This window comes from Pseudomonas poae RE*1-1-14 (assembly GCF_000336465.1).
In the GTDB taxonomy this organism is placed as follows: Bacteria; Pseudomonadota; Gammaproteobacteria; order Pseudomonadales; family Pseudomonadaceae; genus Aquipseudomonas; species Aquipseudomonas poae.
Window position 1 is genome coordinate 3,157,668 of sequence record NC_020209.1, and the last position, 24,146, is coordinate 3,181,813.

Annotated in this window: 19 protein-coding genes and 1 other RNA gene; 7 read left to right on the forward strand and 13 right to left on the reverse strand. The window is 62.9% G+C overall.

The window, feature by feature from the left end; all coding sequences use genetic code 11:
- Nucleotides 1-283 precede the first annotated feature (283 nt).
- From H045_RS13600 to hemN, 4 genes are all read left to right on the forward strand, one after another.
- Entirely contained in the window at nucleotides 284-2,743 is a 2,460-nt protein-coding gene (locus H045_RS13600; RefSeq protein WP_015372646.1) for a heavy metal translocating P-type ATPase, read from the forward strand.
- Between the two features lie 2 nt (nucleotides 2,744-2,745).
- Complete coding sequence (gene ccoS, locus H045_RS13605; RefSeq protein WP_015372647.1) at nucleotides 2,746-2,958, forward strand: cbb3-type cytochrome oxidase assembly protein CcoS; 213 nt, start codon at nucleotides 2,746-2,748, stop codon at nucleotides 2,956-2,958.
- A complete protein-coding gene (locus tag H045_RS13610) occupies nucleotides 2,951-3,634 on the forward strand; it encodes a sulfite exporter TauE/SafE family protein (protein ID WP_015372648.1) in 684 nt (227 codons plus the stop codon). The genes ccoS and H045_RS13610 overlap by 8 nt, the downstream gene beginning before the upstream one ends.
- Before the next feature lie 102 nt (nucleotides 3,635-3,736).
- Nucleotides 3,737-5,119 (forward strand): oxygen-independent coproporphyrinogen III oxidase, encoded by a 1,383-nt coding sequence (gene hemN, locus H045_RS13615; protein WP_015372649.1) that lies wholly within the window; start codon nucleotides 3,737-3,739, stop codon nucleotides 5,117-5,119.
- A gap of 4 nt (nucleotides 5,120-5,123) precedes the next feature.
- Here the strand turns inward: hemN and H045_RS13620 are convergent, their stop codons facing one another.
- Complete coding sequence (locus H045_RS13620) at nucleotides 5,124-5,591, reverse strand: hypothetical protein (protein ID WP_003230426.1); 468 nt, start codon at nucleotides 5,589-5,591, stop codon at nucleotides 5,124-5,126.
- A 153-nt stretch (nucleotides 5,592-5,744) separates the two neighbouring features.
- Here H045_RS13620 and fnr point away from each other — a divergent pair, with 153 nt between their 5' ends.
- A complete protein-coding gene (gene fnr, locus H045_RS13625; protein ID WP_003230424.1) occupies nucleotides 5,745-6,479 on the forward strand; it encodes a fumarate/nitrate reduction transcriptional regulator Fnr in 735 nt (244 codons plus the stop codon).
- A gap of 78 nt (nucleotides 6,480-6,557) precedes the next feature.
- Nucleotides 6,558-7,106 carry an adenine phosphoribosyltransferase gene (locus H045_RS13630; RefSeq protein WP_003230422.1) on the forward strand — a complete coding sequence of 183 codons (549 nt, stop codon included), beginning with the start codon at nucleotides 6,558-6,560 and terminating at the stop codon, nucleotides 7,104-7,106.
- A gap of 253 nt (nucleotides 7,107-7,359) precedes the next feature.
- Here H045_RS13630 and recR read toward each other — a convergent pair whose 3' ends face one another.
- From recR to dnaX, 4 genes are all read right to left on the reverse strand, one after another.
- The gene (gene recR / locus H045_RS13635; protein WP_015372650.1) at nucleotides 7,360-7,962 is read right to left on the reverse strand and encodes a recombination mediator RecR; all 603 of its coding nucleotides are present in this window, start codon (nucleotides 7,960-7,962) and stop codon (nucleotides 7,360-7,362) included.
- Between the two features lie 66 nt (nucleotides 7,963-8,028).
- Complete coding sequence (locus H045_RS13640) at nucleotides 8,029-9,063, reverse strand: NADP-dependent oxidoreductase (protein WP_003230419.1); 1,035 nt, start codon at nucleotides 9,061-9,063, stop codon at nucleotides 8,029-8,031.
- A gap of 133 nt (nucleotides 9,064-9,196) precedes the next feature.
- A complete protein-coding gene (locus H045_RS13645) occupies nucleotides 9,197-9,535 on the reverse strand; it encodes a YbaB/EbfC family nucleoid-associated protein (RefSeq protein ID WP_003230417.1) in 339 nt (112 codons plus the stop codon).
- 47 nt (nucleotides 9,536-9,582) lie between these two features.
- Nucleotides 9,583-11,595 (reverse strand): DNA polymerase III subunit gamma/tau, encoded by a 2,013-nt coding sequence (dnaX, locus tag H045_RS13650; RefSeq protein WP_015372651.1) that lies wholly within the window; start codon nucleotides 11,593-11,595, stop codon nucleotides 9,583-9,585.
- 133 nt (nucleotides 11,596-11,728) lie between these two features.
- Between dnaX and H045_RS13655 the strand changes: the two genes are divergently transcribed.
- Nucleotides 11,729-12,481, forward strand: a complete 753-nt coding sequence (locus H045_RS13655; protein ID WP_015372652.1) for a substrate-binding periplasmic protein — start codon at nucleotides 11,729-11,731, stop codon at nucleotides 12,479-12,481.
- 563 nt (nucleotides 12,482-13,044) lie between these two features.
- Here H045_RS13655 and H045_RS13660 read toward each other — a convergent pair.
- The 8 genes from H045_RS13660 to H045_RS13690 all read right to left on the reverse strand — a co-directional run bounded on the left by H045_RS13660 (nucleotide 13,045) and on the right by H045_RS13690 (nucleotide 24,108).
- On the reverse strand, nucleotides 13,045-13,635 hold the full coding sequence (locus H045_RS13660) for a hypothetical protein (protein WP_015372653.1): 591 nt from the start codon (nucleotides 13,633-13,635) through the stop codon (nucleotides 13,045-13,047).
- Nucleotides 13,636-13,766: 131 nt separating this feature from the next.
- A complete protein-coding gene (locus H045_RS13665; RefSeq protein WP_041931631.1) occupies nucleotides 13,767-14,726 on the reverse strand; it encodes an N-acetylmuramidase family protein in 960 nt (319 codons plus the stop codon).
- A 195-nt stretch (nucleotides 14,727-14,921) separates the two neighbouring features.
- An RNA gene (gene ffs, locus H045_RS24575) (signal recognition particle sRNA small type) lies at nucleotides 14,922-15,018 on the reverse strand.
- A gap of 144 nt (nucleotides 15,019-15,162) precedes the next feature.
- Entirely contained in the window at nucleotides 15,163-16,329 is a 1,167-nt protein-coding gene (locus H045_RS13670; RefSeq protein ID WP_015372655.1) for a zinc-binding metallopeptidase family protein, read from the reverse strand.
- A 66-nt stretch (nucleotides 16,330-16,395) separates the two neighbouring features.
- Nucleotides 16,396-18,750: an NAD-dependent DNA ligase LigA gene (gene ligA / locus H045_RS13675; RefSeq protein ID WP_015372656.1), complete on the reverse strand. Its 2,355-nt coding sequence runs from the start codon at nucleotides 18,748-18,750 to the stop codon at nucleotides 16,396-16,398.
- A gap of 87 nt (nucleotides 18,751-18,837) precedes the next feature.
- Complete coding sequence (gene zipA / locus H045_RS13680) at nucleotides 18,838-19,698, reverse strand: cell division protein ZipA (RefSeq protein ID WP_003230404.1); 861 nt, start codon at nucleotides 19,696-19,698, stop codon at nucleotides 18,838-18,840.
- Between the two features lie 259 nt (nucleotides 19,699-19,957).
- Nucleotides 19,958-23,446, reverse strand: coding sequence for a chromosome segregation protein SMC (gene smc, locus H045_RS13685; RefSeq protein WP_015372657.1), 3,489 nt, complete (start codon nucleotides 23,444-23,446; stop codon nucleotides 19,958-19,960).
- Between the two features lie 2 nt (nucleotides 23,447-23,448).
- Nucleotides 23,449-24,108: a GntR family transcriptional regulator gene (locus H045_RS13690; protein ID WP_015372658.1), complete on the reverse strand. Its 660-nt coding sequence runs from the start codon at nucleotides 24,106-24,108 to the stop codon at nucleotides 23,449-23,451.
- Between the last annotated feature and the right edge of the window lie 38 nt (nucleotides 24,109-24,146).

Below are 24,146 nucleotides of genomic sequence, written 5' to 3' on the forward strand. Positions count from 1 at the left end.
AACGCACGCCTCGATCAAAATACGGGGGCGCAATTACCGTGGCGAGCGGGCTTGCACCGCGTTAGGGTGCGAAGCGCCCCCAATCCAGCAAAACGCGGTGTACCTGATACGGCTCAGCGCCTGGTTTTGGGGCTGCTGCGCAGCCCAACGCAGGACAAGCCTGCTCGCCACAGGGAATCTGCGCTTCACTGAACGCCATTAGGGCTTGCCCGCTCGCCACAGGGATGTGGTTGCCTGAAATAACTGATGTGCAGTCACCTCCCAGCCACCCCAGATGCCAACCATGACCAGCCCCTGCTACCACTGCGCGCTGCCCGTTCCAAGCGGCAGCCGCTTCACCGCGATGATCCTTGGCGAGCGCCGCGAGCTCTGCTGCCCGGGCTGCCAGGCCGTAGCCGAAGCCATCGTGGCCGGCGGACTGCAACATTATTACCAGCACCGCAGCGAAACCTCGGCCAACCCCGACACCCTGCCGGTGCAATTGCTGGACGAGCTGGCGCTGTACGACCGCGCCGACGTACAAAAACCCTTCTTGCGCCGCGACGGCGACCTCGCCGAAACCACTCTGCTGATCGAAGGCATCAGTTGCGCGGCCTGCGGCTGGCTGATCGAAACACATCTGCGCCGTCTGCCCGGCGTGGCCGAGGCGCGGCTGAACCTGTCCAACCACCGGCTGCACCTGCGTTGGGCCGACGGGCAACTGCCACTGAGCCGCCTGCTCAGTGAGTTGCGCCATATCGGCTACGCCGCCCACCCCTACCAGGCCGACCGCGCCGCCGAGCAACTGGCCGGGGAAAACCGCCTGGCCCTGCGCCGGCTCGGCGTCGCCGGCCTGCTGTGGTTTCAGGCAATGATGGCCACCATGGCGACCTGGCCACAGTTCAACGTCGACCTGAGCCCAGAGTTGCACGTGATCCTGCGCTGGGTCGCGATGTTCCTCACCACGCCCATCGTGTTCTACAGCTGCGCGCCGTTCTTCAAGGGCGCGATGCGGGATCTGCGCACGCGCCACCTGACCATGGACGTGTCGGTGTCCCTGGCGATTGGCGGCGCGTACCTGGCCGGCATCTGGACCGCTATCACCGGCACGGGCGAGTTGTACTTCGACGCGGTGGGCATGTTCGCGCTGTTCCTGCTGACCGGGCGCTACCTGGAACGTCGCGCCCGGGAGCGCACGGCCGCTGCCACCGCGCAGCTGGTCAACCTGCTGCCCGCTTCGTGCCTGCGCCTCAAGAGCGACGGCCAGAGCGAGCGTGTCCTGTTGACCGAGCTGGCCCTGGGCGACCGCGTGCTGGTGCACCCCGGTGCGGTGCTGCCGGCTGACGGCGTGATCCTCGAGGGCCAGTCGAGCATCGATGAGTCCCTGCTCACCGGCGAGTACCTGCCACAACCCCGGCACGTCGGCGACAGCGTCACGGCCGGCACGCTCAACGTCGACGGCGCGCTGACCGTGCACGTGCGCGCCCTGGGCCACGACACGCAACTGTCCGCCATCGTGCGTCTGCTGGAACGCGCCCAGGCCGAAAAGCCGCGGCTGGCGCAGCTGGCCGACCGCGCCGCGCAGTGGTTCCTGCTGGGTTCATTGATAGCCGCCGCCGTGATCGGTCTGCTGTGGTGGCAACTGGACCCGTCACGGGCGTTCTGGATCGTGCTGGCGATGTTGGTGGCGACCTGCCCGTGCGCCTTGTCGCTGGCCACGCCGACGGCGCTCACCACCGCCACCGGCACCCTGCACAGCCTCGGCCTGCTGCTGACACGCGGCCATGTGCTCGAAGGCCTGAATCAGATCGACACGGTGATTTTCGACAAGACCGGCACCCTTACCGAAGGACGTCTGACCCTCAACGCCATCCGGCCTCTGGGCGAACTGAACAGCGACCAGTGCCTGGGCCTCGCCGCCGCCCTGGAAAACCGCTCCGAACACCCGATCGCCCGCGCGTTCGGCCGCGCGCCGCTACCCGCCGCTGACGTGCGCAACGCTGCGGGCCTGGGGCTGGAAGGTCACGTCGGCGAACGCCTGCTGCGCATCGGCCAGCCTGCCTACGTCTGTGAACTCAGCGGGTGCCCGCCGCCCGCCGCGCCGGAACACAGCGGGCAATGGCTGCTGTTGGGTGACCGCAGCGGCGCGCTCGCCTGGTTCGGGCTCGCTGACCGCCTGCGCAGCGATGCGCCGGCCCTGCTCGCGGCGTGCAAGGCACGAGGCTGGCGCACGCTGCTGCTGTCGGGGGACAGCTCGCCGATGGTCGCCAGCGTCGCCGCAGCATTGGGCATCGACGAAGCCCACGGCGGCCTGCACCCGGATGACAAACTGCAGGTGCTGCAACGCCTGCACGCACAAGGTCGCAAGGTGCTGATGCTCGGCGACGGCGTCAACGATGTGCCCGTGCTGGCCGCCGCCGATATCAGCGTGGCCATGGGCTCGGCCACGGACCTGGCGAAAACCAGCGCCGACGCGGTACTGCTGAACAATCGCCTGGACGCTCTGGTGCAGGCGTTCAGCCTGGCGCGGCGGACCCGCCGGGTGATCATTGAAAACCTGCTGTGGGCCGGTCTGTACAATGGCCTGATGCTGCCGTTCGCCGCGCTGGGTTGGATCACACCCATCTGGGCGGCAATCGGCATGTCCGTGAGTTCGTTGACCGTGGTGCTCAACGCCTTGCGCCTGACGCGCCGGCCGCGCGCGGCGCTCGCCCCCTTAGCCAAACCGCCCGTTGCCGGCCTGAGCCGCGCGGGCCTGGAGTAGCGATGCCAGCTCTTTACGTGATGATTCCGGCGGCGCTGCTGTTAGTGGGCGTGGCGATCTACATCTTCTTCTGGGCGGTGGACAGCGGCCAGTACGACGACCTCGACGGTGCGGCCCACAGCGTGCTGTTCGACGACCACGACCCGAACCACCTGGCCGCCACCGACGAGGCCGATGCACCGCAGCAATCGCCCACGGACTCGCCCCGTGCTTGACCTGGCGCCGATGCTGATCTCCGCGCTGATCCTCGGCCTGCTCGGTGGCGGCCACTGCCTGGGCATGTGCGGCGGGCTGATGGGCGCGCTGACGCTGGCGATTCCCAGCGCGCAACGCAACCGCCGTTTTCGCCTGCTGCTGGCATACAACCTGGGGCGCATCCTCAGCTATGCCTGTGCGGGACTGCTCATCGGCCTGGCTGGCTGGGCGGTGGCCAACAGTCCGGCGGCGATGTTCATGCGCGTACTGGCCGGCATGTTGCTGGTGTGTATGGGCCTGTACCTGGCCGGCTGGTGGAGCGGCCTCACCCGCCTCGAAAGCCTCGGGCGCGGCCTTTGGCGATATATCCAGCCACTGGCCAACCGCTTGCTGCCGGTGTCGAGCCTGCCGCGTGCCTTGCTGCTCGGCGCCCTGTGGGGCTGGTTACCGTGCGGGCTGGTCTACAGCACCCTGCTGTGGGCCGCGAGCCAGGGCAATGCGGCCCACAGCGCATGGCTGATGCTGGCGTTCGGCGTGGGCACCTGGCCGGTGCTGCTGGCGACAGGACTGGCGGCGGAGCGGGTCACCGCATTATTGCGCCGGCGCAGCGTGCGCGTGGCCGGTGGCGTGCTGGTGATACTGTTCGGTGTCTGGACCCTGCCGGGCCCGCACCAGCACTGGCTGATGGGGCATTGATCAGCCTGTGGCACAGCGCCACTCCCCGTTGATGCAAATCAACATGGCCGTCCCGCCGTGCCCCTAGACTCGGCCCATCAGCCTATCCGGGGGAGCGCCCGCATGCTCGACGCCATTCGTTGGGACACCGATCTGATTCACCGCTACGACCTCGCCGGGCCGCGCTACACGTCCTACCCCACCGCCGTGCAAATGGACAGCCAGGTCGGCGCCTTCGAGCTGCTGCACGCGCTGCGCGACAGCCGCCAGGCCGCGCGGCCGCTGTCGCTTTACGTGCACGTGCCGTTCTGCGCCAACATCTGCTACTACTGCGCCTGCAACAAGGTAATCACCAAAGACCGAGGCCGCGCGCAGGTCTATCTGCAACGCCTGATGCAGGAGATCGAGAAGGTGGCCTGCCACCTCGGTCCGAAGCAGGTGGTGGAGCAACTGCATCTGGGCGGCGGCACCCCGACCTTTCTCAGCCACAACGAACTGCGCCAGGTGATGGGCAGCCTGCGCGAGCACTTCAATCTGCGCGATGACGACTCGGGCGACTACGGCATCGAGATCGATCCGCGCGAAGCGGATTGGGCGACCATGGGCCTGCTGCGCGAGCTGGGGCTCAACCGGGTAAGCATCGGTCTGCAGGACCTCGACCCGCACGTGCAGCGCGCGGTCAATCGCCTGCAAAGCCTGGAAGAAACCCGCGCCGTGATCGACGCCGCGCGCACCCTGCAGTTTCACTCGATCAACATCGACCTGATCTACGGCTTGCCCAGCCAGTCGCCGCTCGGTTTTGCCAACACGGTGGAGGAAGTCATCCGACTGCAACCGGACCGCGTGTCGGTGTTCAACTACGCGCACCTGCCGGAGCGCTTCATGCCCCAGCGGCGGATCAACAGCGACCACCTGCCCACCCCGGCCACCAAACTGCTGATGCTGCAGACCACCATCGAACAGTTGACCCAGGCCGGCTACCGCTACATCGGCATGGACCATTTCGCGCTGCCGGATGACGAGCTGGCCATTGCCCAGGAAGACGGCACCCTGCAACGTAATTTCCAGGGCTACACCACCCATGGGCACTGCGATTTGATTGGGCTGGGGGTGTCGGCAATCAGTCAGATCGGCGACCTGTACTGCCAGAACACCAGTGACCTCGGCGCCTACCAGAACGCGCTGGCGGGTGCGCAACTGGCGACCAGCCGTGGGCTGCTGTGCACCGCGGATGACCGGCTGCGGCGGGCAGTGATCCAGCAACTGATCTGCCATTTTCAGCTGGACTTCGAACGCATCGAGCAGGCGTTCAACCTCGACTTTCGCGACTATTTCGCCGCGCTGTGGCCGCAGTTGCAGACGATGACCCGCGACGGTCTGATCGAGCTCGACGCCAGGGGCATCCGGGTATTGCCGGCCGGGCGCCTGCTGGTGCGCTCGCTGTGCATGCTGTTCGATGCGTACCTTGGGCAGCAGAACCGGCAACGGTTTTCGCGGGTGATCTGACGCGTTACTTGGACGCCAGACTCATGGCTTCCATCTGCGCATCAGCCGGCTGGTCCTTCATGGCCTTGCCCAACTGCATCTGCACCATGGTCAGGCTGGCCTGCAACGTGGCGATGCTCGCCTGCAGGTTGGCGACCCGCGCCTGACGCGCCTCGGGGGTCAGCGAATTGTCGGACTGGGCGGCAGCGATTTCGGCCTGCTTATCGGCGATCTGCTTTTTCAGCTCGCGGATCATTTTCAGCAGCTGTTTGACCGGGTCGGTCTGACTGCTGTTATCAATGTCCTTGTTCGAGTCGGTTTTGGCGGCACGAAAGCCGGCACTGGAGATCGATACGCTGACGCCCTCCTTCACCTCGGTTTCACTCGCTGGTTTTTCGTCGTTGCGGGCGTCTTCTGCCGCAGCGTTTTTTCTGAGGTCCGGCACCGTCGGAATGTTCACACTGGAAGGATTGAGGCCACCGATGGAAGACATGATCCGGGTCCTGATTGAATGAGATAGGCCTTTGTATCGGCATGGATACATGAACCTTTATAGCGCCGGCGCTGGTTTGTGCGCGCTGGCCTCACACACCCTCGGTGCGTTACCCTTACGACTTATGTGTGATTTCCCACAAGGATTTAAGAAATGCCTGAGCCAGTCAAACTGCGCGCTCACAGCCAGGCTCACTGCAAGGATTGCAGCCTGGCCCCCCTCTGCCTGCCACTTTCGTTGAATCTGGAAGACATGGATGCGCTGGACGAGATCGTTAAACGCGGGCGCCCGCTGAAGAAGGGCGAGTTTCTGTTTCGCCAGAGCGACCGGTTCGATTCCGTCTATGCAGTGCGCTCGGGTGCGTTGAAGACCTTCAGCCTGAGCGGCAGCGGCGAAGAACAGATCACCGGCTTTCACCTGCCCAGCGAACTGGTCGGGCTGTCGGGCATGGACACCGAGATGCACCCGGTGTCCGCCCAGGCGATGGAGACGACTTCAGTGTGCGAAATCCCCTTTGAGCGCCTGGATGAACTGGCCCTGCAACTGCCGCAACTGCGCCGCCAGTTGATGCGCGTGATGAGCCGCGAGATTCGTGACGATCAACAGATGATGTTGCTGCTGTCGAAGAAAACTGCCGACGAACGCATCGCCACCTTTCTGGTCAACCTCTCGGCGCGCTTTCGCGCCCGCGGGTTCTCGGCCAACCAGTTCCGCCTGAGCATGTCGCGCAATGAAATCGGCAACTACCTGGGCCTGGCGGTGGAAACCGTGTCACGGGTATTCACGCGTTTTCAACAGAGTCAATTGTTGGCAGCCGAGGGCAAGGAAGTACATATCCTCGACCCGATCCAGCTGTGCGCGCTGGCCGGTGGCTCCCTGGAGGGCTGATCCAGACACCTGCGGCCAAGCGCACCGGCGACGCCGCAGGTATACTTCGCGTCCGTTTTCCTCCCAGGACCCTCGACGATGATCCTCGATTCGTTCGACATCAAATCCCTGATCCGCCCTGTCATCGACTTCCCCAAGCCTGGGGTGATTTTCCGTGACATCACGCCACTGTTCCAATCGCCCCGCGCCTTGCGCCTGGTGGCCGATACCTTTGCCCAGCGCTACGTCGAGGCCGAGTTCACGCACATCGGCGCGATGGACGCGCGCGGTTTTCTGATCGGCTCGATCATCGCCTACCAGTTGAACAAGCCGCTGATCCTGTTCCGCAAGCAGGGCAAACTGCCGGCCGACGTGCTGGCCGAGGGTTACCAGACCGAATACGGCGAGGCCTTTCTGGAAGTGCACGCCGACAGCCTGTGCGAAGGCGACTCGGTGCTGATGTTCGATGACCTGATCGCCACTGGCGGCACCCTGATTGCAGCGGCGAACCTGGTGCGACGCATGGGTGCGCAGATCTTTGAAGCGGCGGCGATCATTGATCTGCCGGAGCTGGGTGGGTCGCAGCGTTTGGAAGCGATGGGGATTCCCACGTTCTGCCTGACGCAGTTTGCGTTGACTGAAAGGTAGGCATTTCACAACACAACATGTGGGAGCGGGCTTGCCCCAATGCCGTTCAATCAAGCGCAGATTCCCTGTGGCGAGCAGGCTTGTCCTGCGTTGGGCTGCGCAGCAGCCCCAAAACCAGGCGCTGAGCCGTATCAGGTACACCGCGTTTTGCTGGATTGGGGGGGCGCTTCGCACCCCAACGCGGGGCAAGCCCGCTCGCCACAGAGTCTCCGGTTTGCTGCGCGACAGCGCTAGCGTTGTAGTGTGTTGTGTTTTAGAGCGCGATGGGCTTGCGGCCGGCGAACGAGTGGGCCAGGGTGCCGCCGTCCACCAGCTCCAACTCGCCACCCAGCGGTACGCCGTGGGCGATGCGCGAGGTGATCAGACCTTTGTTGGTCAGCAGCTGCGCGATGTAATGGGCGGTGGCCTCGCCTTCCACAGTCGGGTTGGTGGCCAGGATCACTTCGGTAAACGTGCCCTGCTCCTGGATGCGCGTCACCAGTTGCGGAATGCCGATGGCCTCCGGTCCCAGGCCGTCCAGCGGCGACAGATGGCCCTTGAGCACGAAGTAACGACCGCGATAGCCGGTCTGCTCTACCGCGTACACGTCCATGGGCCCTTCCACCACGCACAACAAAGTGTCGTCGCGGCGCGGGTCGGCGCATTGCGGGCAGAGTTCGTCTTCGGTAAGGGTGCGGCACTGACGGCAATGGCCTACGCCTTCCATGGCCTGGCTCAGGGCCTGGGCCAGACGGATACCACCGCTGCGATCACGCTCCAGCAGTTGCAGCGCCATGCGCTGGGCGGTTTTCTGGCCGACGCCCGGCAAAGTGCGCAGGCCATCGATCAGTTGGCGAATCAGGGGGCTGAAGCTCATGGGCGAAGGGTCCGACAAAACAACGAGACGCGGTTTATACCCGCGCCTCGGATTAGCGTCAAATGCTCAATCCTGCGCGACGCGTACCACCAACTTGCCGAAGTTGCGCCCTTCGAGCAAACCGATAAACGCCTCGGGTGCTTGTTCCAGGCCGTCGACCACGTCCTCGCGGAACTTGATCTTGCCCTCGCGCACCCACGGCGCCATGGCGCTGAGGAATTCCGGCTGGCGATCGCCATAGTCGTCGAACACGATAAAGCCCTGGATACGCACGCGCTTGGTCAGCAGGGTGCGTTGCAGCGCCGGCATGCGATCGGGACCAGTAGGGGTTTCGTTGGCGTTGTAGCCGGCAATCAGGCCACACAGGGGAATGCGCGCCTTGGGATTGAGCAACGGCAGCACCGCATCGAACACCTTGCCGCCGACGTTTTCGTAATAAATATCCACGCCGTTGGAGCAGGCTGCGGCCAATTCGCTGGCGAAGTTCTCGCTCTTGTGGTCGACGCAGGCGTCAAAGCCCAGCTCGTCCACCACGTAACGGCACTTGTCTGCACCGCCGGCGATGCCGACCACGCGCAGCCCCTTGAGCTTGGCCACCTGCCCCACCACCGAGCCCACCGCGCCAGAGGCCGCCGCCACCACCAGGGTTTCCCCGGCCTTGGGCTGGCCGATATCCATCAGGCCCATGTAGGCGGTCATGCCCGGCATGCCCAGTACACCCAGCGCCATCGAAGGACTGGCCAGGCCGTTGGGCACCGGCATTAGGTTACGACCATCGGAAATGCTGTGGCTCTGCCAGCCCGTGGAACCGACCACCAGGTCGCCCACTTCGAATTTTGGATTGCGCGATTGCTCGACACGGCTGACAGCGCCGCCGGTCATCACCTCGTCGATTTCCACCGGCGCCGCGTAGGACGGCGCGTCACTCATGCGACCACGCATGTAGGGGTCGAGGGACAGGTACAGCGTCTTGAGCAACACCTGGCCGTCAGCCAGCTCCGGCAGGGTCACCCGCTCCAGGCGGAAGTTTTCCGGCGTCGGTGCGCCCTGAGGGCGCGAAACCAGGACGATGCGCTGGTTGAGAGTCGGTTCTTGAGACATCGGGGTGCTCCTTATCGAAATCATCGGTATAGGGTGCAGACCGCACGCGTGGTGCCGGGGTTCGATCGGATCGGCATAAACAAAAATGCCAGGCGCAAGGCCTGGCATTTGAAGTACAGCCAAAGCTGACCGATCAGAACGGCAGCTTCATCCCCGGCGGCATCTGCATGCCGGCGGTCATGCCGGACATTTTGTCCTGGCTGTTGGCTTCGATCTTGCGCACGGCGTCGTTGACGGCCGAGGCAAACAGCGCTTCGAGCATTTCCAGGTCATCTTCGCCCACGCCCGGCAGCACGCTTGGGTCGATGCTCACGCGCTTGATGTCGTGACGACCGGTCATCACCACGCTGACCATATCGCCACCCGCCTTGCCGGTGACTTCGGCATTGGCCAGTTCTTCCTGCATCTTGGCCATCTTTTCCTGCATTTGCTGCGCCTGCTTCATCAGGCCGGCCATGCCACCTTTCATCATGGGAATCACCTCAAAAGTACGTGGATCATTCAGTTAACAGCCCGGTGTCATGACGCTTGGGTCACCGGAGCCTCGACAGGTTCAATAGTATCGTGACGCACCACCGCACCGAACTGCTGCATCATCTGCTGGATGAGCGGATCGGCCTGGATCGAGTGTTCCGCATCGCGCTGGCGGTTGATGCGCCGACGGGTCGCGGCCTGGGCCGGGGTTTCCTGCTCGGGCTTGATCAGCTCAATGGCGATGGTCAGCGTGCGCCCGTGGTACTGGTTGAGCGCATCGTTGAGCCGGCGCTGCTGGGTCGCGTTGAACAGGGCGCTGTGGGCCGGGTCCAGGTGCAGCAGCCAGTGGTCGCCGTCGATGGCGATCAGGGTGCAGTTGGCGGCGATGCTGCCGGTCATGCCGGAAATCGGCAGTTTCGGGAACAACTCCAGCCATTGCAACGCCAGCCCGGTAGCCGGGGCTGCGGCGGGTTCCGCTTCGGGCTCCGGTGCCGGTTCGGCAACGTGTTCGCTGGCCAGTTCGTCCAGGTAGCTGTAGGCCGAATCCATATCCGGCTCGATGTAATCTTCGTCGAGCGGCGGTTCGTCGTCGAGGTCGATAGCCGGAACGGCGGCCTCAACCTGCGCAACGGTCGGCTCGGGCACTGGCGCAGACACCCACTCGGGGGCATCCGGCACCACGCTGTCGGGGGTCGGCGTGGGCATCGGCGTCAGCTCGGGCTGCTCGCCGGTGGTTTCCAGCACGGGCTCCACGGCGGGCTGCTGTTCGGGCTCGGGCTCGGCGGCAACCGGCTCGTTCCAGGGCAGATCGACGACCGCCGCGGGCTCAGGCTCGACCACGACCGGTGCCGGCTCCGGTGCTGGCACAACAGGTGCAGTCACTAGCGCTGCAACCGCCACGGGTTTGGCGGAATCAACTGTGGCCTGGCTGATCCCCACTGGCTTTAGCGGCTGCCTCGGCGCGTCGGCCGTATCGGCGGGCCGGAAGGCCAGCATGCGCAGCAGCACCATCTCGAAGCCACCGCGCGGATCCGGCGCCAGCGGCAAGTCGCGACGACCGATCAGGCCCATCTGGTAATAGAACTGCACATCTTCGGCCGGCAGCGCCTGGGCCAGGGCGAGCACGCGGTCGCGGTCGCCATGGCCGTTGTCGACGCCTTCAGGCAGCGCCTGGGCGATGGCGACACGGTGCAGCACATTGAGTATTTCCGAGAGCACGCCGTTCCAGTCCGGGCCCTGCTCCGACAAGTGGCGCACGGCTTCGAGCAACGCCTTGGCGTCGCCCTCGATCAGCGCGTGCAGCACGTCGAACACCTGGCCATGGTCGAGGGTGCCAAGCATGGCGCGTACATCGGCGGCCATGACCTTGCCTTCACCGAAGGCGATGGCCTGGTCGGTGAGGCTCATCGCGTCGCGCATCGAGCCATCGGCGGCGCGGCCAAGCAGCCACAGTGCGTCGTCCTCGAACGGCACGTTCTCCACGCCCAGCACGTGGGTCAGATGCTCGACCACGCGCTCCGGGGTCATGTTTTTCAGGGAGAACTGCAGGCAGCGCGACAAAATAGTCGCAGGAAGTTTCTGCGGGTCGGTGGTGGCGAGGATGAATTTGACGTAGGGCGGCGGCTCTTCCAGGGTTTTCAACAGCGCGTTGAAGGAATGGCTGGACAGCATGTGCACTTCGTCGATCAGGTAGACCTTGAAGCGGCCACGGCTGGGGGCGTACTGCACGTTGTCGAGCAGTTCGCGGGTGTCTTCGACCTTGGTGCGGCTGGCGGCGTCGATCTCGATCAGGTCGACGAAGCGCCCTTCGTCGATTTCCTTGCACACCGAGCAGGTGCCGCAGGGCGTCGAAGTGATACCGGTTTCACAGTTCAGGCATTTGGCGATGATGCGCGCGATAGTGGTCTTGCCCACCCCCCGCGTACCGGTGAACAGGTAGGCATGGTGCAGCCGCTGGCTGTCCAAGGCATTGATCAGAGCCTTGAGCACATGGGTCTGGCCGACCATTTCGCGGAACGAGCGCGGGCGCCATTTACGTGCAAGAACCTGATAACTCATCGAAAACCGTCGCAACTGGGAAGCGGAAGCCGGTAATGCTAGCGGAGCAAGGGGGAAATTGCATCCGGCACGCTCGCCTAATCTGACTAAGCTGTGCTCAACAGCCTCTCGAAGGCCTGAACATGGAGGGTATATGCGCGTAGTTCTGGGCGCTTTATGGATGATAGCCACGGCCACCCTGGCGGCCCCTGCGCCGCTGCGTTTCTCGGTTTCCGACAGCTTGGCGATGCCGGTGGTACAAGTGGACGGCGGCGTGCCCACCCAGGGAATTTTGTATGACCTCATGTCGAGCCTGGCCACCCAAGTGGGTCGCCCGGTCAGTTTTCATGTGCTGTCGCGGGTGCGGATTGCCGCGGCCATGGCCCATGGCGACATTGATGTGCGCTGTCACGTGGCCCAGGCCTGGGTCAACGACCTGTCGGGCAACTACAGCTGGAGCGTGCCACTGATGGTGCAGCGAGATGTGCTGGTCAGCGTCAACAGCCTGCCGGTGAAGGTGGACGAACTGGCCGCGCAGCCGATCGGCACGGTGCTCAACTACCGCTACCCCCTGCTCGACCTGCTGTTTGCCAGCGGCCAGCTCAGCCGCGACGATGCCCGCAGTGAGGAACAAGTGTTGCAAAAGCTGGTGGCCGGACGCTTTCACTATGCGGTGATGAATGAATGGATCGTGGATCGCTTCAATCAGAAAGTCCCGGTTGGGCAACGCTTGCACAAGGTAGCGACGATTGAAGAGCAAGACCTCAGGTGCATGGTGCGCAATGCCCCGGACGTGCCAGTGCAACATATTCTGCGCACCTTGCAGCACATGAAGAAATCCGGAGAAATAGACAGCATTATTCAGCTGTACACCGGGCGCCCCGCCGCCAATGCCCCTGCGGACTGAAAACCAGCAAGCGACCTTTGGTTAACTCAGAAAACCCATGGCTAATGCCCGTCAGTTAAGCGCAGGTCCACTGTGGGAGCGGTGGGTCAGTCAACATCAATGTTTGCTGGGCCGACGTCATCGGGAGCAAGCCCCCTCCCACATTTGATCGCGTCCACATTCCCCATTCCGGTCGGCTCTCAGGCCGCCGCGCTCTTGATCTTGATCTTGATCTTGATCTGAGGCGCCCCGTCAAACACGCTGGCCGAACGCAGGCTTTGGAGCGTGGGTAACCCGGCAGGACGCCGGGTTAGCCGCGCTGGGCCAAGGATGGCCCATCGCGGCGGCCCACGCTCCAAAGCCTGCGTTCGGGCACACCGAGCCTGGGCGAGGTGCCGAGTGTTGGGGCAAGAGCCCTTTTGGTTACTTTTGGCTGGGCCGGCATTCCGGGCTCTTTTCCAAAAGTGACCCGCCGTAAGGGCGGAACCCTAAGTCGCCGTTACCGCAGAAACGGATATATACACGGAAAAATCGCCTTCGCAGGCAAGCCCCCTCCCACATTTGGATTGTCTGTGTCGTTGAGGTCAGCTTTTCGGCGCAGTCAGCCGGGCGTACTGATCCTGGCTGATCCAGCCGGTGTATGTGCGATCCCTGGCATTGGTGAACTCAACCTGAGCCCAGCCATCCTTGAAGGCCAGCACACCCACCACATCATGCTTGACGATATAAGGCCGTTTGGCGGCCGCAGCGCCCGGCGCTTCAAGCAGGTAGGCCTTGTCGGCCGACACGGTCACCAGACCGATCCACTTCGTATCGGCGGTCTCACTCAAGTCCAGACCGGTGGCAATCTCGGGCATCAATATATTCATGCAACCGGGATGCTGACGGCCCTGCTCCACAGTCAGCGTCACACCCTCGGCTGACGGCGCCACGCTCCCGGGATAGACGGCATCGAGCCAGGTAGTCAGCGCTTCAGCCTTGCCTTGCAGGTAGAACGCGCAACTGCGCGTCACGCCCTCGCCCATTTGCTCGGCGTAATAGCCCTCGACCTCATGCTGCGGCGTCACGGCCAGCATCAAACCTTCGTACCTGCCCGAATGCAGCTGCGCCGGACCTGCCAAGGCAGGGCCCATGGCGCATAACGACAACACACCCACCACCAGAAAACGGATCATCCTGTTTTTCCCCAATTCACTATCAATTGCGCACATTTGCCATGCCATGAACAAGAAGCTGGCGGACGCTAACAAGGTGATTGGGGGTTGTCCATAGGCTGTTTCCTGACAAGAAACAGCCTACGCAGACGCTACTGACCGGCCTGCAGCTTTTCATAAGCCTTTTTGATTCGCTGGTCGTAATCGCCGTATTGCGGACCGTTGTAGTTACGGGCCATCCCCACATAATCCCGGGTCTTCATGGCTTTGACCAACGCCGCGTTCTTGCTGCAGAAACCGACAAACGCGTTCAATTGCTGGCCGGCGTTAAGCTTCATCGCAGCAACAAAATCGAACACATCCTTGAAACCACACGCGGCAAAATTGAACCCCATGATCTGAAACATGCCATACGACGCGGACATCAATGCCGCTTTCTGGTCCAGGCTGTAGGCCGCGCGCAAGGTTTGCCAGGCAGTGGCCTGATCCTTGTTATTGATTCGCCATTGTGTGTCGGCCTTTGCCATATAGGGCGCCGAGAGATTGGGGTGGGTACTGTCGTACTTTTTCTGAGTGTACTTGTGGAAGATATGCCGCTCGTAGGCGAGCACCGGGAATTTTTCCGGCCCGAACCCGGAACGCCCGCCCGACTCCACAATGGCGAACGCCTTGATGATATTCACCTCGATACCGTTGCCCAACGCGAGTGCAGCCTGCTTGAAGTCGGCATCGCTGAGGGTCACGTTACCGTCGCAGGTGGCCTGGGTAACCAACGGCTGCTTGTCTGACGCGGCCTGGACTGGCGACGTAACCGCCGCAGCGGGTTGTCCGCCCGAGCGGGCAGCTTCGATCAACCCTTTAAACGTCCTGCCGCCCGGGTCGATGACGCCGTCGGGGCTGGCGACATTGAGGCGATTTTTCTGAAAGTCGACGATGCGCTGATTCAACAGCGGGCCCGACTTGCCGTCCACCACCAGGGGCGAAACGGACGATGAGGCGATCATATTGAACAGCTGTTGGATGTATCGAACATCGGCAGGCACATTGCTGGCTTTACCGACGGTACCGACTGAAGCACCGATAGAACCGGATAAATCTGGAGAAGTGGTCATGGCAATCATCCTAAGTCTTCAGGAAATGAGCGCCTTCACTTCTTCACTACTCCAGCACTGAGGTCATTTGCATGATTGAAATTAGCAGGCCGCTGAACGTTGTCCAGCCGGAGTCATCCGCGCCATGAAAAATGGGCAGAGGGCTGAATAAAAGATTTTTGAGTTGAATCAGGAGGGGGAACGTTATGGAGGCAACCCCACCAGCCACACCCCGGCACACAATGTTCCCGCTGTGGCTGCTGCCTTCCGGCTCTGACCAGGTTCACGGGTAATCGTTGCGGGGGGACCGATGGGGTCACCATAACGACGCCTGCCTCTCGGCAAGCGGGGCCATTGTACCGATCTCATCGGAAGTTACAACCGTTGGTACCGGATTAAAAACATCCAGTGGTTCAAGCACTTGCCAGAGTCTTGCGCCTCACCCCTGGCGCTCTTTTCATTTTGCCAGCAAGACCTCATCAGCCCGGCCGCCCTCTTCCTGAATCACCAGGTGAATGAAGTGCAGCTTGGCGATCACCGCAGGCGGCAGCACGAAGGGATAGAAATCCGGCTGGCCCATGCTGCGGGACAGTTCGTTGAGCATGCCGGCCAGCTCGATCCAGGCGTTGACGAACGACAGGAACGCGGGACCGCCCGGGTGCTCGGGGTCGTAGAGGGTCGTGAGGGGAAACGGCTGGTAATCCAGGTCCATTTCACGGGCACTCATGCCAAAACCCAGCGCGGTGTCGACGGCGTCCATCATGTGCAGGTAGTGGGCCCAGGTTTCCGCCCAGTCTTCCCACGGGTGCATGGTGGCGTAGGCACTGACGCAATTCTGCTGCCAGTCGGCGCGTGGGCCGTGCTGGTAGTGCTGATCGAGCGCATCGGCATAACTGGCGCGTTCGTCGCCGAACAGGTCGCGATACGGCTGCAACCAGTGGCTGCTGGCGATCAGGCGATCCCAATAGTAATGGCCGACCTCATGGCGAAAATGCCCGAGCAAGGTGCGGTAGGGCTCATGCATCTGCACGCGGACCTTCTCGCGATGGGCGTCGTCGGCTTCCTTGATGTCGAGGGTGATCAGGCCGTTGGCATGCCCGGTGGTGGGCGCATTGCCTTCAAGGTCGACACCGACGAAGTCGAACGCCAGGCCCGCTTCCTCATCCACGCTTTTGGGCACCACTTGCAGGCCCAGGCTGATCAATTGCGCGACGAGCCGACGCTTGGCCGTCTCGACCTTGCCCCAGCGTTGGTGATTTTCTGCAATCGACAGGTCGGGAATGGTGCGGTTCAGGCTGCAAGCCACGCACAGCGCGTCGGTGCTGTGGGCCGGGATCAGCCAGTTGCACGCCGCCGGGGTGTCGAGGTTGGCGCAACGGCGAAAGGTGCCGGCGTCGAGGTTGTCATCCATCTGCCAAGTGTCGACCACCGGGCCCGGTTGCAGCGACGACAAACGGCTCTGCTGCGGGTGGTAGCCCAGCAGGGCCGAGCAGGCCAGGCACTGGCTGTTGCGAAAAAACAGCGACTGGCCGCAGCGGCATTGCCAGACCTTGCTGTTACGCGAGGATCCGGCCATGAACGGGGCGGCAATGCGCGAACTGAGTTGCTCGAAGTAGCGGAACATGGCGATCTCTCACGGGAAGACAGAGACTAGATCACCTTGCGCGCGGGATCGTTCCCCCGCGCAGCGTCAGGCTTTGCCGTGCTTGCTCAGGAACGCCACAAAGGCTGCCTCATCCAGCACGTTAAGCCCCAACTCGCTGGCCTTGGCCAGCTTCGACCCCGCCCCCGGCCCGGCCACCACGCAGTGGGTTTTCGCAGACACGGAACCGGCCACCTTGGCGCCCAGGCTTTCAAGCTTCTCCTTGGCCACCTCACGGCTCATCAGCTCCAGAGAGCCGGTGAGGACCCAGGTGTGCCCGGCTTCGGGCAAGCCTTCGACGGCCTTCTTCTCGCTCTCCCAGTGCATGCCGAAGTCCTTGAGCTGCTGCTCGATGGCCAGAGCATGGCGGGCATTTTCCGGGTTATCGAAGTACTCGCGCACCGCCTTGGCTTGCTTCTCGGGCAGTGCCTGACGCATGTCGAGCCAGTCGGCCTGGATCACCCCTTCGAGGCTGCCGAACTTGTCGGCGAGCTTCTGCGCCGCGCCCGGACCGACGGACGGCACGTGCAGCTTGTCGAGCAAGCCGCCCAGGGTGGTGCTGGCGGCGAATTCGGCGCTCAGGTCGCCCTGATCCTGCAACTGCAGGCCGCATTCATCCGGCGACAGCAGCGCGCCTATGACCTGCCGGTTATGGCCGTCCTCGAAGAAACTATGGATCTCGTGCGCCACTTCCAGGCCCACGTCCGGCAAGTACGTCAGCACCTGCGGCAAGGCCTGCTGCACCCGCTCCAGCGAGGCCAGGGAGCGCGCCAGCACCTTGGCGGTCTCCTCGCCCACATCGGGAATGCCCAGGGCGTAGATAAAGCGCGCCAGGGTTGGCGTGCGGCTGTTTTCAATCGCAGTGATCAGCTTCTTGCTGGAAATATCGGCAAAGCCTTCCAGGTCGATGATCTGCTCGTACGTGAGCTTGTAGAGATCGGCAGGCGAGCCGATGAGTTTTTCATCCACCAGTTGCTCGATGGTTTTGTCGCCCAGGCCGTCGATGTCCATGGCCCGGCGCGAGACAAAATGGATAATCGCCTGCTTGAGCTGCGCACCACAGGCCAGGCGGCCGACGCAACGGTACACTGCGCCCTCGCTGACGGTTTCCTTGCCCTTGCTGCGCTTGACCAACTGCGTGCGCTCCACGTGGGAGCCGCACACCGGGCAACGCTCGGGAATCTGCACCGCACGGGCATGCTCGGGGCGGCGTTCGGTGACCACCGAGACCACCTGGGGGATCACGTCGCCGGCGCGGCGGATGATCACCGTGTCGCCAATCATCAGACCCAGGCGCGCCACTTCATCCATGTTGTGCAACGTGGCATTGGACACCGTCACACCGGCCACCTTCACTGGCTTCAGACGTGCCACCGGCGTCACAGCGCCGGTACGGCCCACCTGGAACTCCACATCGAGCAGCTCGGTGAGCTCTTCCATGGCCGGGAATTTATGGGCAATGGCCCAGCGCGGCTCGCGGGCGCGAAAGCCCAGTTCGCGCTGGGAGGCAATGCGGTTGACCTTGAACACCACGCCGTCGATTTCATAGGGCAGGCTGTTACGCCGCTCGCCAATGTCGCGGTAATAATCGAGGCAATCCTGAATGCCCTTGGCCAGTTTGAGTTCGTGACTGATCGGCAGGCCCCACTGCTGCAACTGCTGCAGGTTGCCGATATGGCTGTCGCTGATATCCGTCGTCACCTGACCGATGCCATAGCAGCAGAATTCCAGCGGGCGGCTGGCGGTGATCTTCGAGTCCAGTTGGCGCAGGCTGCCGGCGGCGGCGTTGCGCGGGTTGGCGAAGGTCTTGCCGCCAACGTCCAGCTGCGATGCGTTGAGCCGTTCGAAACCGGCCTTGGACATAAAGACTTCGCCGCGCACTTCCAGAGTCGCCGGCCAGCCGCTGCCGTGCAGTTTGAGCGGGATGTTGCGCACGGTGCGCACGTTGACGCTGATGTCTTCGCCGGTGGTGCCGTCGCCACGGGTGGCGCCACGCACCAGCTCGCCGTCCTGGTACAGCAGGCTGACCGCCAGGCCATCGAGCTTCGGCTCGCAGCTGTACTCCACAGCGCCGAACAGGTCGCCGGCCGGCAGGTCCAGGCCCTCGGTCACGCGCCGATCGAACTCCAGCATGCTGCTCTCATCGAACGCGTTGCCCAGGCTGAGCATGGGGATCTCATGGCGCACCTGGGTAAACGCCGACAACGCCGCACTGCCCACCCGCTGGGTCGGCGAATCGCGTGTCACCAACTCTGGATGCTCGGCCTCCAGGGCCTTGAGCTCATGGAACAGGCGGTCGTACTCGGCGTCCGGAATACTCGGCTCGTCGAGCACGTGATAGCGGTAGTTGTGCTGATCCAGTTCAGCGCGCAATTCGAGAATACGGGTGTGGGCGGCGGTCATGGGTGTTCTCTCATAAAGCAAAAGAGCAGCCGAAGCTGCTCAATATGTTAGTGCACGGATTCTACAGACAACGCTTAAGATCGAACCTCAGCGTTTCTGTGTCAGGGCACGACGCTCGAACTCGACGATGCGCTGACGATAATGTTCGATGGTCTGGGCGGTCAGCACGCTGCGCTGGTCGTCCTTGAGTTCGCCGTTGAGCTCCTGGGACAGCTTGCGGGCTGCGGCCACCATCACGTCGAACGCCTGTTTCGGGTGACGCGGGCCTGGCAGGCCGAGGAAGAAACTCACCGCCGGGGTGCTGAACAGGTCGATGTCGTCCAGATCGAAGGTGCCGGGTTTGACCGCGTTGGCCATGGAGAACAGCACTTCGCCGTTACCGGCCATGCTTTCGTGACGATGGAAAATATCCATCTCGCCAAAGCGCAGGCCGCTTTCGAGAATGTTCTGCAACAGCGCAGGACCCTTGAAGCCACCCGCGTCGCGGCAGATCACGCTGATCACCAGCACTTCCTCGGCGGCCGGCTGATCGCTGACAGACTGGCGCGAGGCCTGCCTGCCGACGTTTTCATCGGGGAAATCATCGTCGCGACTGCTGAAGCTCGGGCCTTCGTCCACGTCGAGGTTCAAGTCACCCTGATGCGGTTCGGCGGCGCCGGCATTGCCGCGTTTGCCACGTTTGGACGGCTCGCGGGCTTCACGCTGCGGCGCGCTCATCGACGGCAGGTCATGCTCGTCCAACTGCGGCTCTTTATGGGTATCGAGCACACGGGGCGGCCCCAGCAGCTCGGCGCTGCCGTCGTCGTCGGGCAAGTTGGACAGGTTGCGGTCCAGACGAAACTTCAGCTTGCCCTTGCCACCGCGCATACGGCGCCAGCCATCAAAAAGAATACCGGCAATCACAATGATGCCGATGACGATCAGCCACTCGCGCAGACCGATTTCCATGTAATCCCGTGCCTCTAATAAAAAATGCTGAAAAATAAGGGGTTTAGCACCGTGCAAACCGCTTTAAAACGTGGCGCCAACTCTATGTTCTGACTGACGTTTTGCCCACGCGTACGAAAAATTGACATTAAACTAGCACGACCAAAGATAACTTTACACCGTCTGTCAAAATGCCTTGAACAAATATGTCCATTTGCCACTTTCTCCAGATTGGTAAAACGCCCTATATCGCACCACGCATTTTCGCCGATGGCAGCGCTTAAGATTCCACCATCTTCAGCGCTTCTTCCACATCCACCGCCACCAATCGCGAACACCCCGGTTCGTGCATCGTCACTCCCATCAGTTGATCAGCCATTTCCATGGCGATCTTGTTGTGGGTGATATAGATGAACTGCACGGTCTGGGACATCTCCTTGACCAGCCTTGCATAGCGCCCGACGTTCGCGTCATCCAGCGGCGCATCCACCTCGTCGAGCATGCAGAACGGCGCCGGGTTGAGCTTGAAGATGGCAAATACCAGCGCCAGTGCGGTCAGGGCTTTTTCGCCGCCGGACAACAAATGGATGGTGCTGTTCTTCTTGCCCGGCGGACGCGCCATGATCGTCACCCCTGTATCGAGTAGATCTTCGCCCGTCAGTTCCAGATAAGCGCTGCCACCGCCGAAAACTTTCGGGAATAAGGCCTGTAAACCGCCATTAATCTGATCAAAGGTATCCTTGAAGCGGTTGCGCGTTTCTTTGTCGATCTTGCGAATCACGTTTTCCAGCGTGTCCAGTGCTTCGACCAGGTCGGCATCCTGGGCATCCAGATAACGTTTGCGTTCGGACTGCTGCTGATATTCATCGATGGCCGCGAGGTTGATCGCGCCCAAACGTTGAATGCGCGCGGCGATGCGTTCGAGTTCTTCTTCGGCGTCTTTCTCGTTGGCCTGGGCGGTCAGCGTATTAAGCACGCCGTGCAGGTCGTAGCCGTCTTCGAGCAACTGGTCCTGCAGGGTCTTGCGGCGCACGGTAAGGGCTTGCCACTCCATGCGCTGCTGCTCGAGTTGACCCCGGATCAACTGCGATTGCTGCTCGGCCTGGGTGCGACGCTTCTCGGCGTCGCGCAGTTCGCGGTCGGCATCCTCCAGGGCGATCTGCGCGGTCCTGAGTTCTTCGTCGACGCTCATGCGCTTTTCGAGCAACTCTTCAAGCTTGAGGCGCAGCTCTTCCAGCGGCGCTTCGCCCTCCTCCAGGTTCAAGCTCAATTGCTCGCGTTTTTCGGTGAGGCGTTCGGACTGCATCTCCAGGCGTTCGAGGGCCTGGGCGGTGGACGCGTGCTGGGCGCGCAATGAGCCCAGGCGCACCGCCAACTGATGGGCGTGATCCTTGTGCTGCCGGGCTTCCTGGCGCACACGGTCAAGGCGTTCGCGCAGGCTGTCGCGCTGGGCCAGCAGCAGCTCGCGCTGCTCCGTGTCCAGGGCCATGCTGTCGAGAGCTTCCTGCAATTGCAGGCGCGCTTCGCCGATCTGTTCGTGTTCAAGGACGCGTTGTTCGCCCATCTCGGCGACTTCTTCGTCCAGACGCGTGCGGCGCAGGGTCAGTTGCTCGGCCTTCGCCTTGCTCGCCGAGAGCTGCGCTTTCAATTCGCCCTGCTGGCGCGCTTCGTCCTGCAACAGGCGGCGCAAGTGTTCGCGACCGGTTTCCTGCTGGCGCTGGGTGGCACGCAGGGTTTGCAATTCGGTTTCCAGGCGCTCCAGGGTGGCTTCGCGCTCTTCGCGCTCGGCACTCAGGTTGACGATTTCCTGGCCACGGGCCAATACGCCGCTTTCGGCTTCACTGGCACGGCGCACACGCAGAAAGTGGCGCCCGACCCAGTAGCCATCGCGGCTGATCAGGCTGTCACCCGCCGCCAGCTGGCTGCGCTGGGCCAGCGCCTCGTCGAGGGATTCGACCGGCCTGACCTGGCCCAGCCACGGCGACAGGTCAACGGCCGCCTCGACCTTGTCGAGCAGGCTGCCTGGCACCCGTTTGCCATCGGCGTCCGGGCTGAGCAGGCGCAGATCGCCATGGCCGAACCCGGCCAGGTCGAAACCGCCAACGTCATCGACCAGCACCGCTTGCAGGTCGGCGCCCAAAACGGTTTCCACGGCCAATTCCCAACCAGCGTCCACCTTCAGGCCTTCAGCCAGGCGCGGACGCTCGGCCAGGTTCTGGTCGCGCAGCCATTCGGCGGTGCCGGTGCCCGGGTCCAGGGCGGCTTGCTGTAATGCCTCAAGGGATGCCAGCCGGCCATTGAGCCGCTGCAAATCGCCCTGGGCCTGCTGCTGGGCCTGGGTCGCCGTGTGCAATTGCTGACGCAGTTGCTCCAGGCGCTCCACTTGCTGTTCTTCGCTGGCTTCTAGCTCTTCAAGCGTCATCTCGCTTTCGGCCAGTTGCTCGTTCAATTGCATGATCGCCGCGTCTTCAGGGTCGGCGGCGAGCAGCGCGCGCTCCTCGAGCATGCGGCGCTGGCGCTCGGCCAGGCGCTCCATGCTGGTTTCCAGTTGCTGGATGCGCGACTGCTGCACCTCGGCCTGACGGCGCGGTTCGGCCGATTGCAGGTTGAAGGCGTCCCACTGCTCCTGCCAGCCGTGCATGGTGGTTTCGGCTTCTTCCAGGGCGGCGGCGGCTTCCTCGGCGGCGGCGTTGGTGATCTCCTGCTCGGGGGTGAGCATGTCCAGCTCTTCGCCGAGGGTCAGCAGCAAGGTGCGGTCATGGCCCAGGTGCGACTCGGTTTCCAGGCGCGCGCGCTCGGCTTCCTTCAAGTCGTCCTGCAGCTGTCGCAAACGTTGCTGCCCGTGTTGAATGCTCTGCTCGACGCGGGCAATGTCGCCGCCCACCGAATAGAAGCGCCCCTGCACCAGATTGAAGCGCTCGGACAGGTCATGGTGCCCGTCACGCAGGCGCTCGATGCTGGCGTCGGCGTTGCGCTGCTCGGCCACCAGGGCTTCGAAGCTGATTTCCTGGGTGCCGATGATCGCTTCGCGCTGGCCCACCTGCTCGTTCAGCGCCTGCCAGCGCAAGGCCGACAGCTGCGCCTTGAGCTGGCGTTCCTCGCCCTTGTATTCCTGATACTTCTCGGCCGCCTGAGCCTGGCGGTGCAGGCGCTCCAACTGGCGCTCCAGCTCTTCGCGCAGGTCGGTCAGGCGGGCGAGGTTTTCATGGGTGCGGCGGATGCGGTTTTCGGTCTCGCGGCGGCGCTCCTTGTACTTGGAGATGCCGGCGGCTTCTTCGATGAAGTTGCGCAGATCCTCGGGCTTGGCTTCGATGAGCTTGGAGATCATGCCCTGCTCGATGATCGAGTAGCTGCGCGGGCCCAGGCCGGTGCCGAGGAAGATATCGGTGATGTCGCGTCGACGGCACTTGGTGCCGTTGAGGAAGTAGCTGTTCTGACTGTCACGGGTGACCTTGCGGCGAATCGAGATCTCCGCGTAGGCGGCGTACTCGCCGACCAGGGTGCCGTCAGAGTTGTCGAACACCAGCTCGATACTGGCCTGGCTCACCGGTTTGCGGCTGGTGGAGCCATTGAAGATGACGTCGGTCATCGACTCGCCACGCAGGTTCTTCGCCGAACTCTCGCCCATCACCCAGCGCACGGCGTCGATGATATTCGACTTGCCGCACCCATTGGGCCCGACCACCGCCGCCATGTTACTGGGGAAGTTCACCGTGGTCGGGTCGACGAAGGATTTGAACCCCGCCAGCTTGATGCACTTGAGCCGCACGTTTAGGCGTCCGCCAACGCGGCGATCACCAGCGAGCTGCTGCGCTGGCAGTAGGCCGACAGCACCGTGCGAATCTGCGCCAGGTTACGCTCGAGCACGGCGGCGAGCAGTTGCTCGAACAGCGCCAGGTACTCGCTCATGCTCGCCTTGCGCTGATCCAGGGCCAGGTAGTAGGCACGGTTCATCGCCGGTTGCAGGTTTTCGATGGTTTCCTGCAGATACGGGTTGTTGGCGAAGGGGTATGCGGCGCGCATCACGTTGAAGCTTTCTTCGACGAAGGCGCGGATGTCCTGGCGTTCGAAATTGCTCACCAGGCGCTGCTGGATCTGCACGAACGGCGCCATGTCGGCCTGAGTCTGCCAGCCCTCGGCGACCGCATTGCCGAGCAGGATGTACAGCTCGCCCATCAACGTGCACAGGCTCTGCACTTTGTGCGCAGTCAGTTCGGTGACATGGGCGCCACGGCGCGGCAGGATCGCGATGAGGTGGCGACGTTCGAGGATCAGCAAGGCTTCGCGCACGGAACCACGGCTGACATTCAGCGCCAGCGTGACTTTCTGTTCCTGGATGCGTTCCCCAGGCTTTAAATCGCCGCGAATGATACGTTCGGCGAGGTGGTGAGCGATTTGCTCGGCGAGACTGTCCGGCGCCTTGAACGTCATGTTTTCCCTTCAAAATCTTCTATCGTTGACAGCGCGGC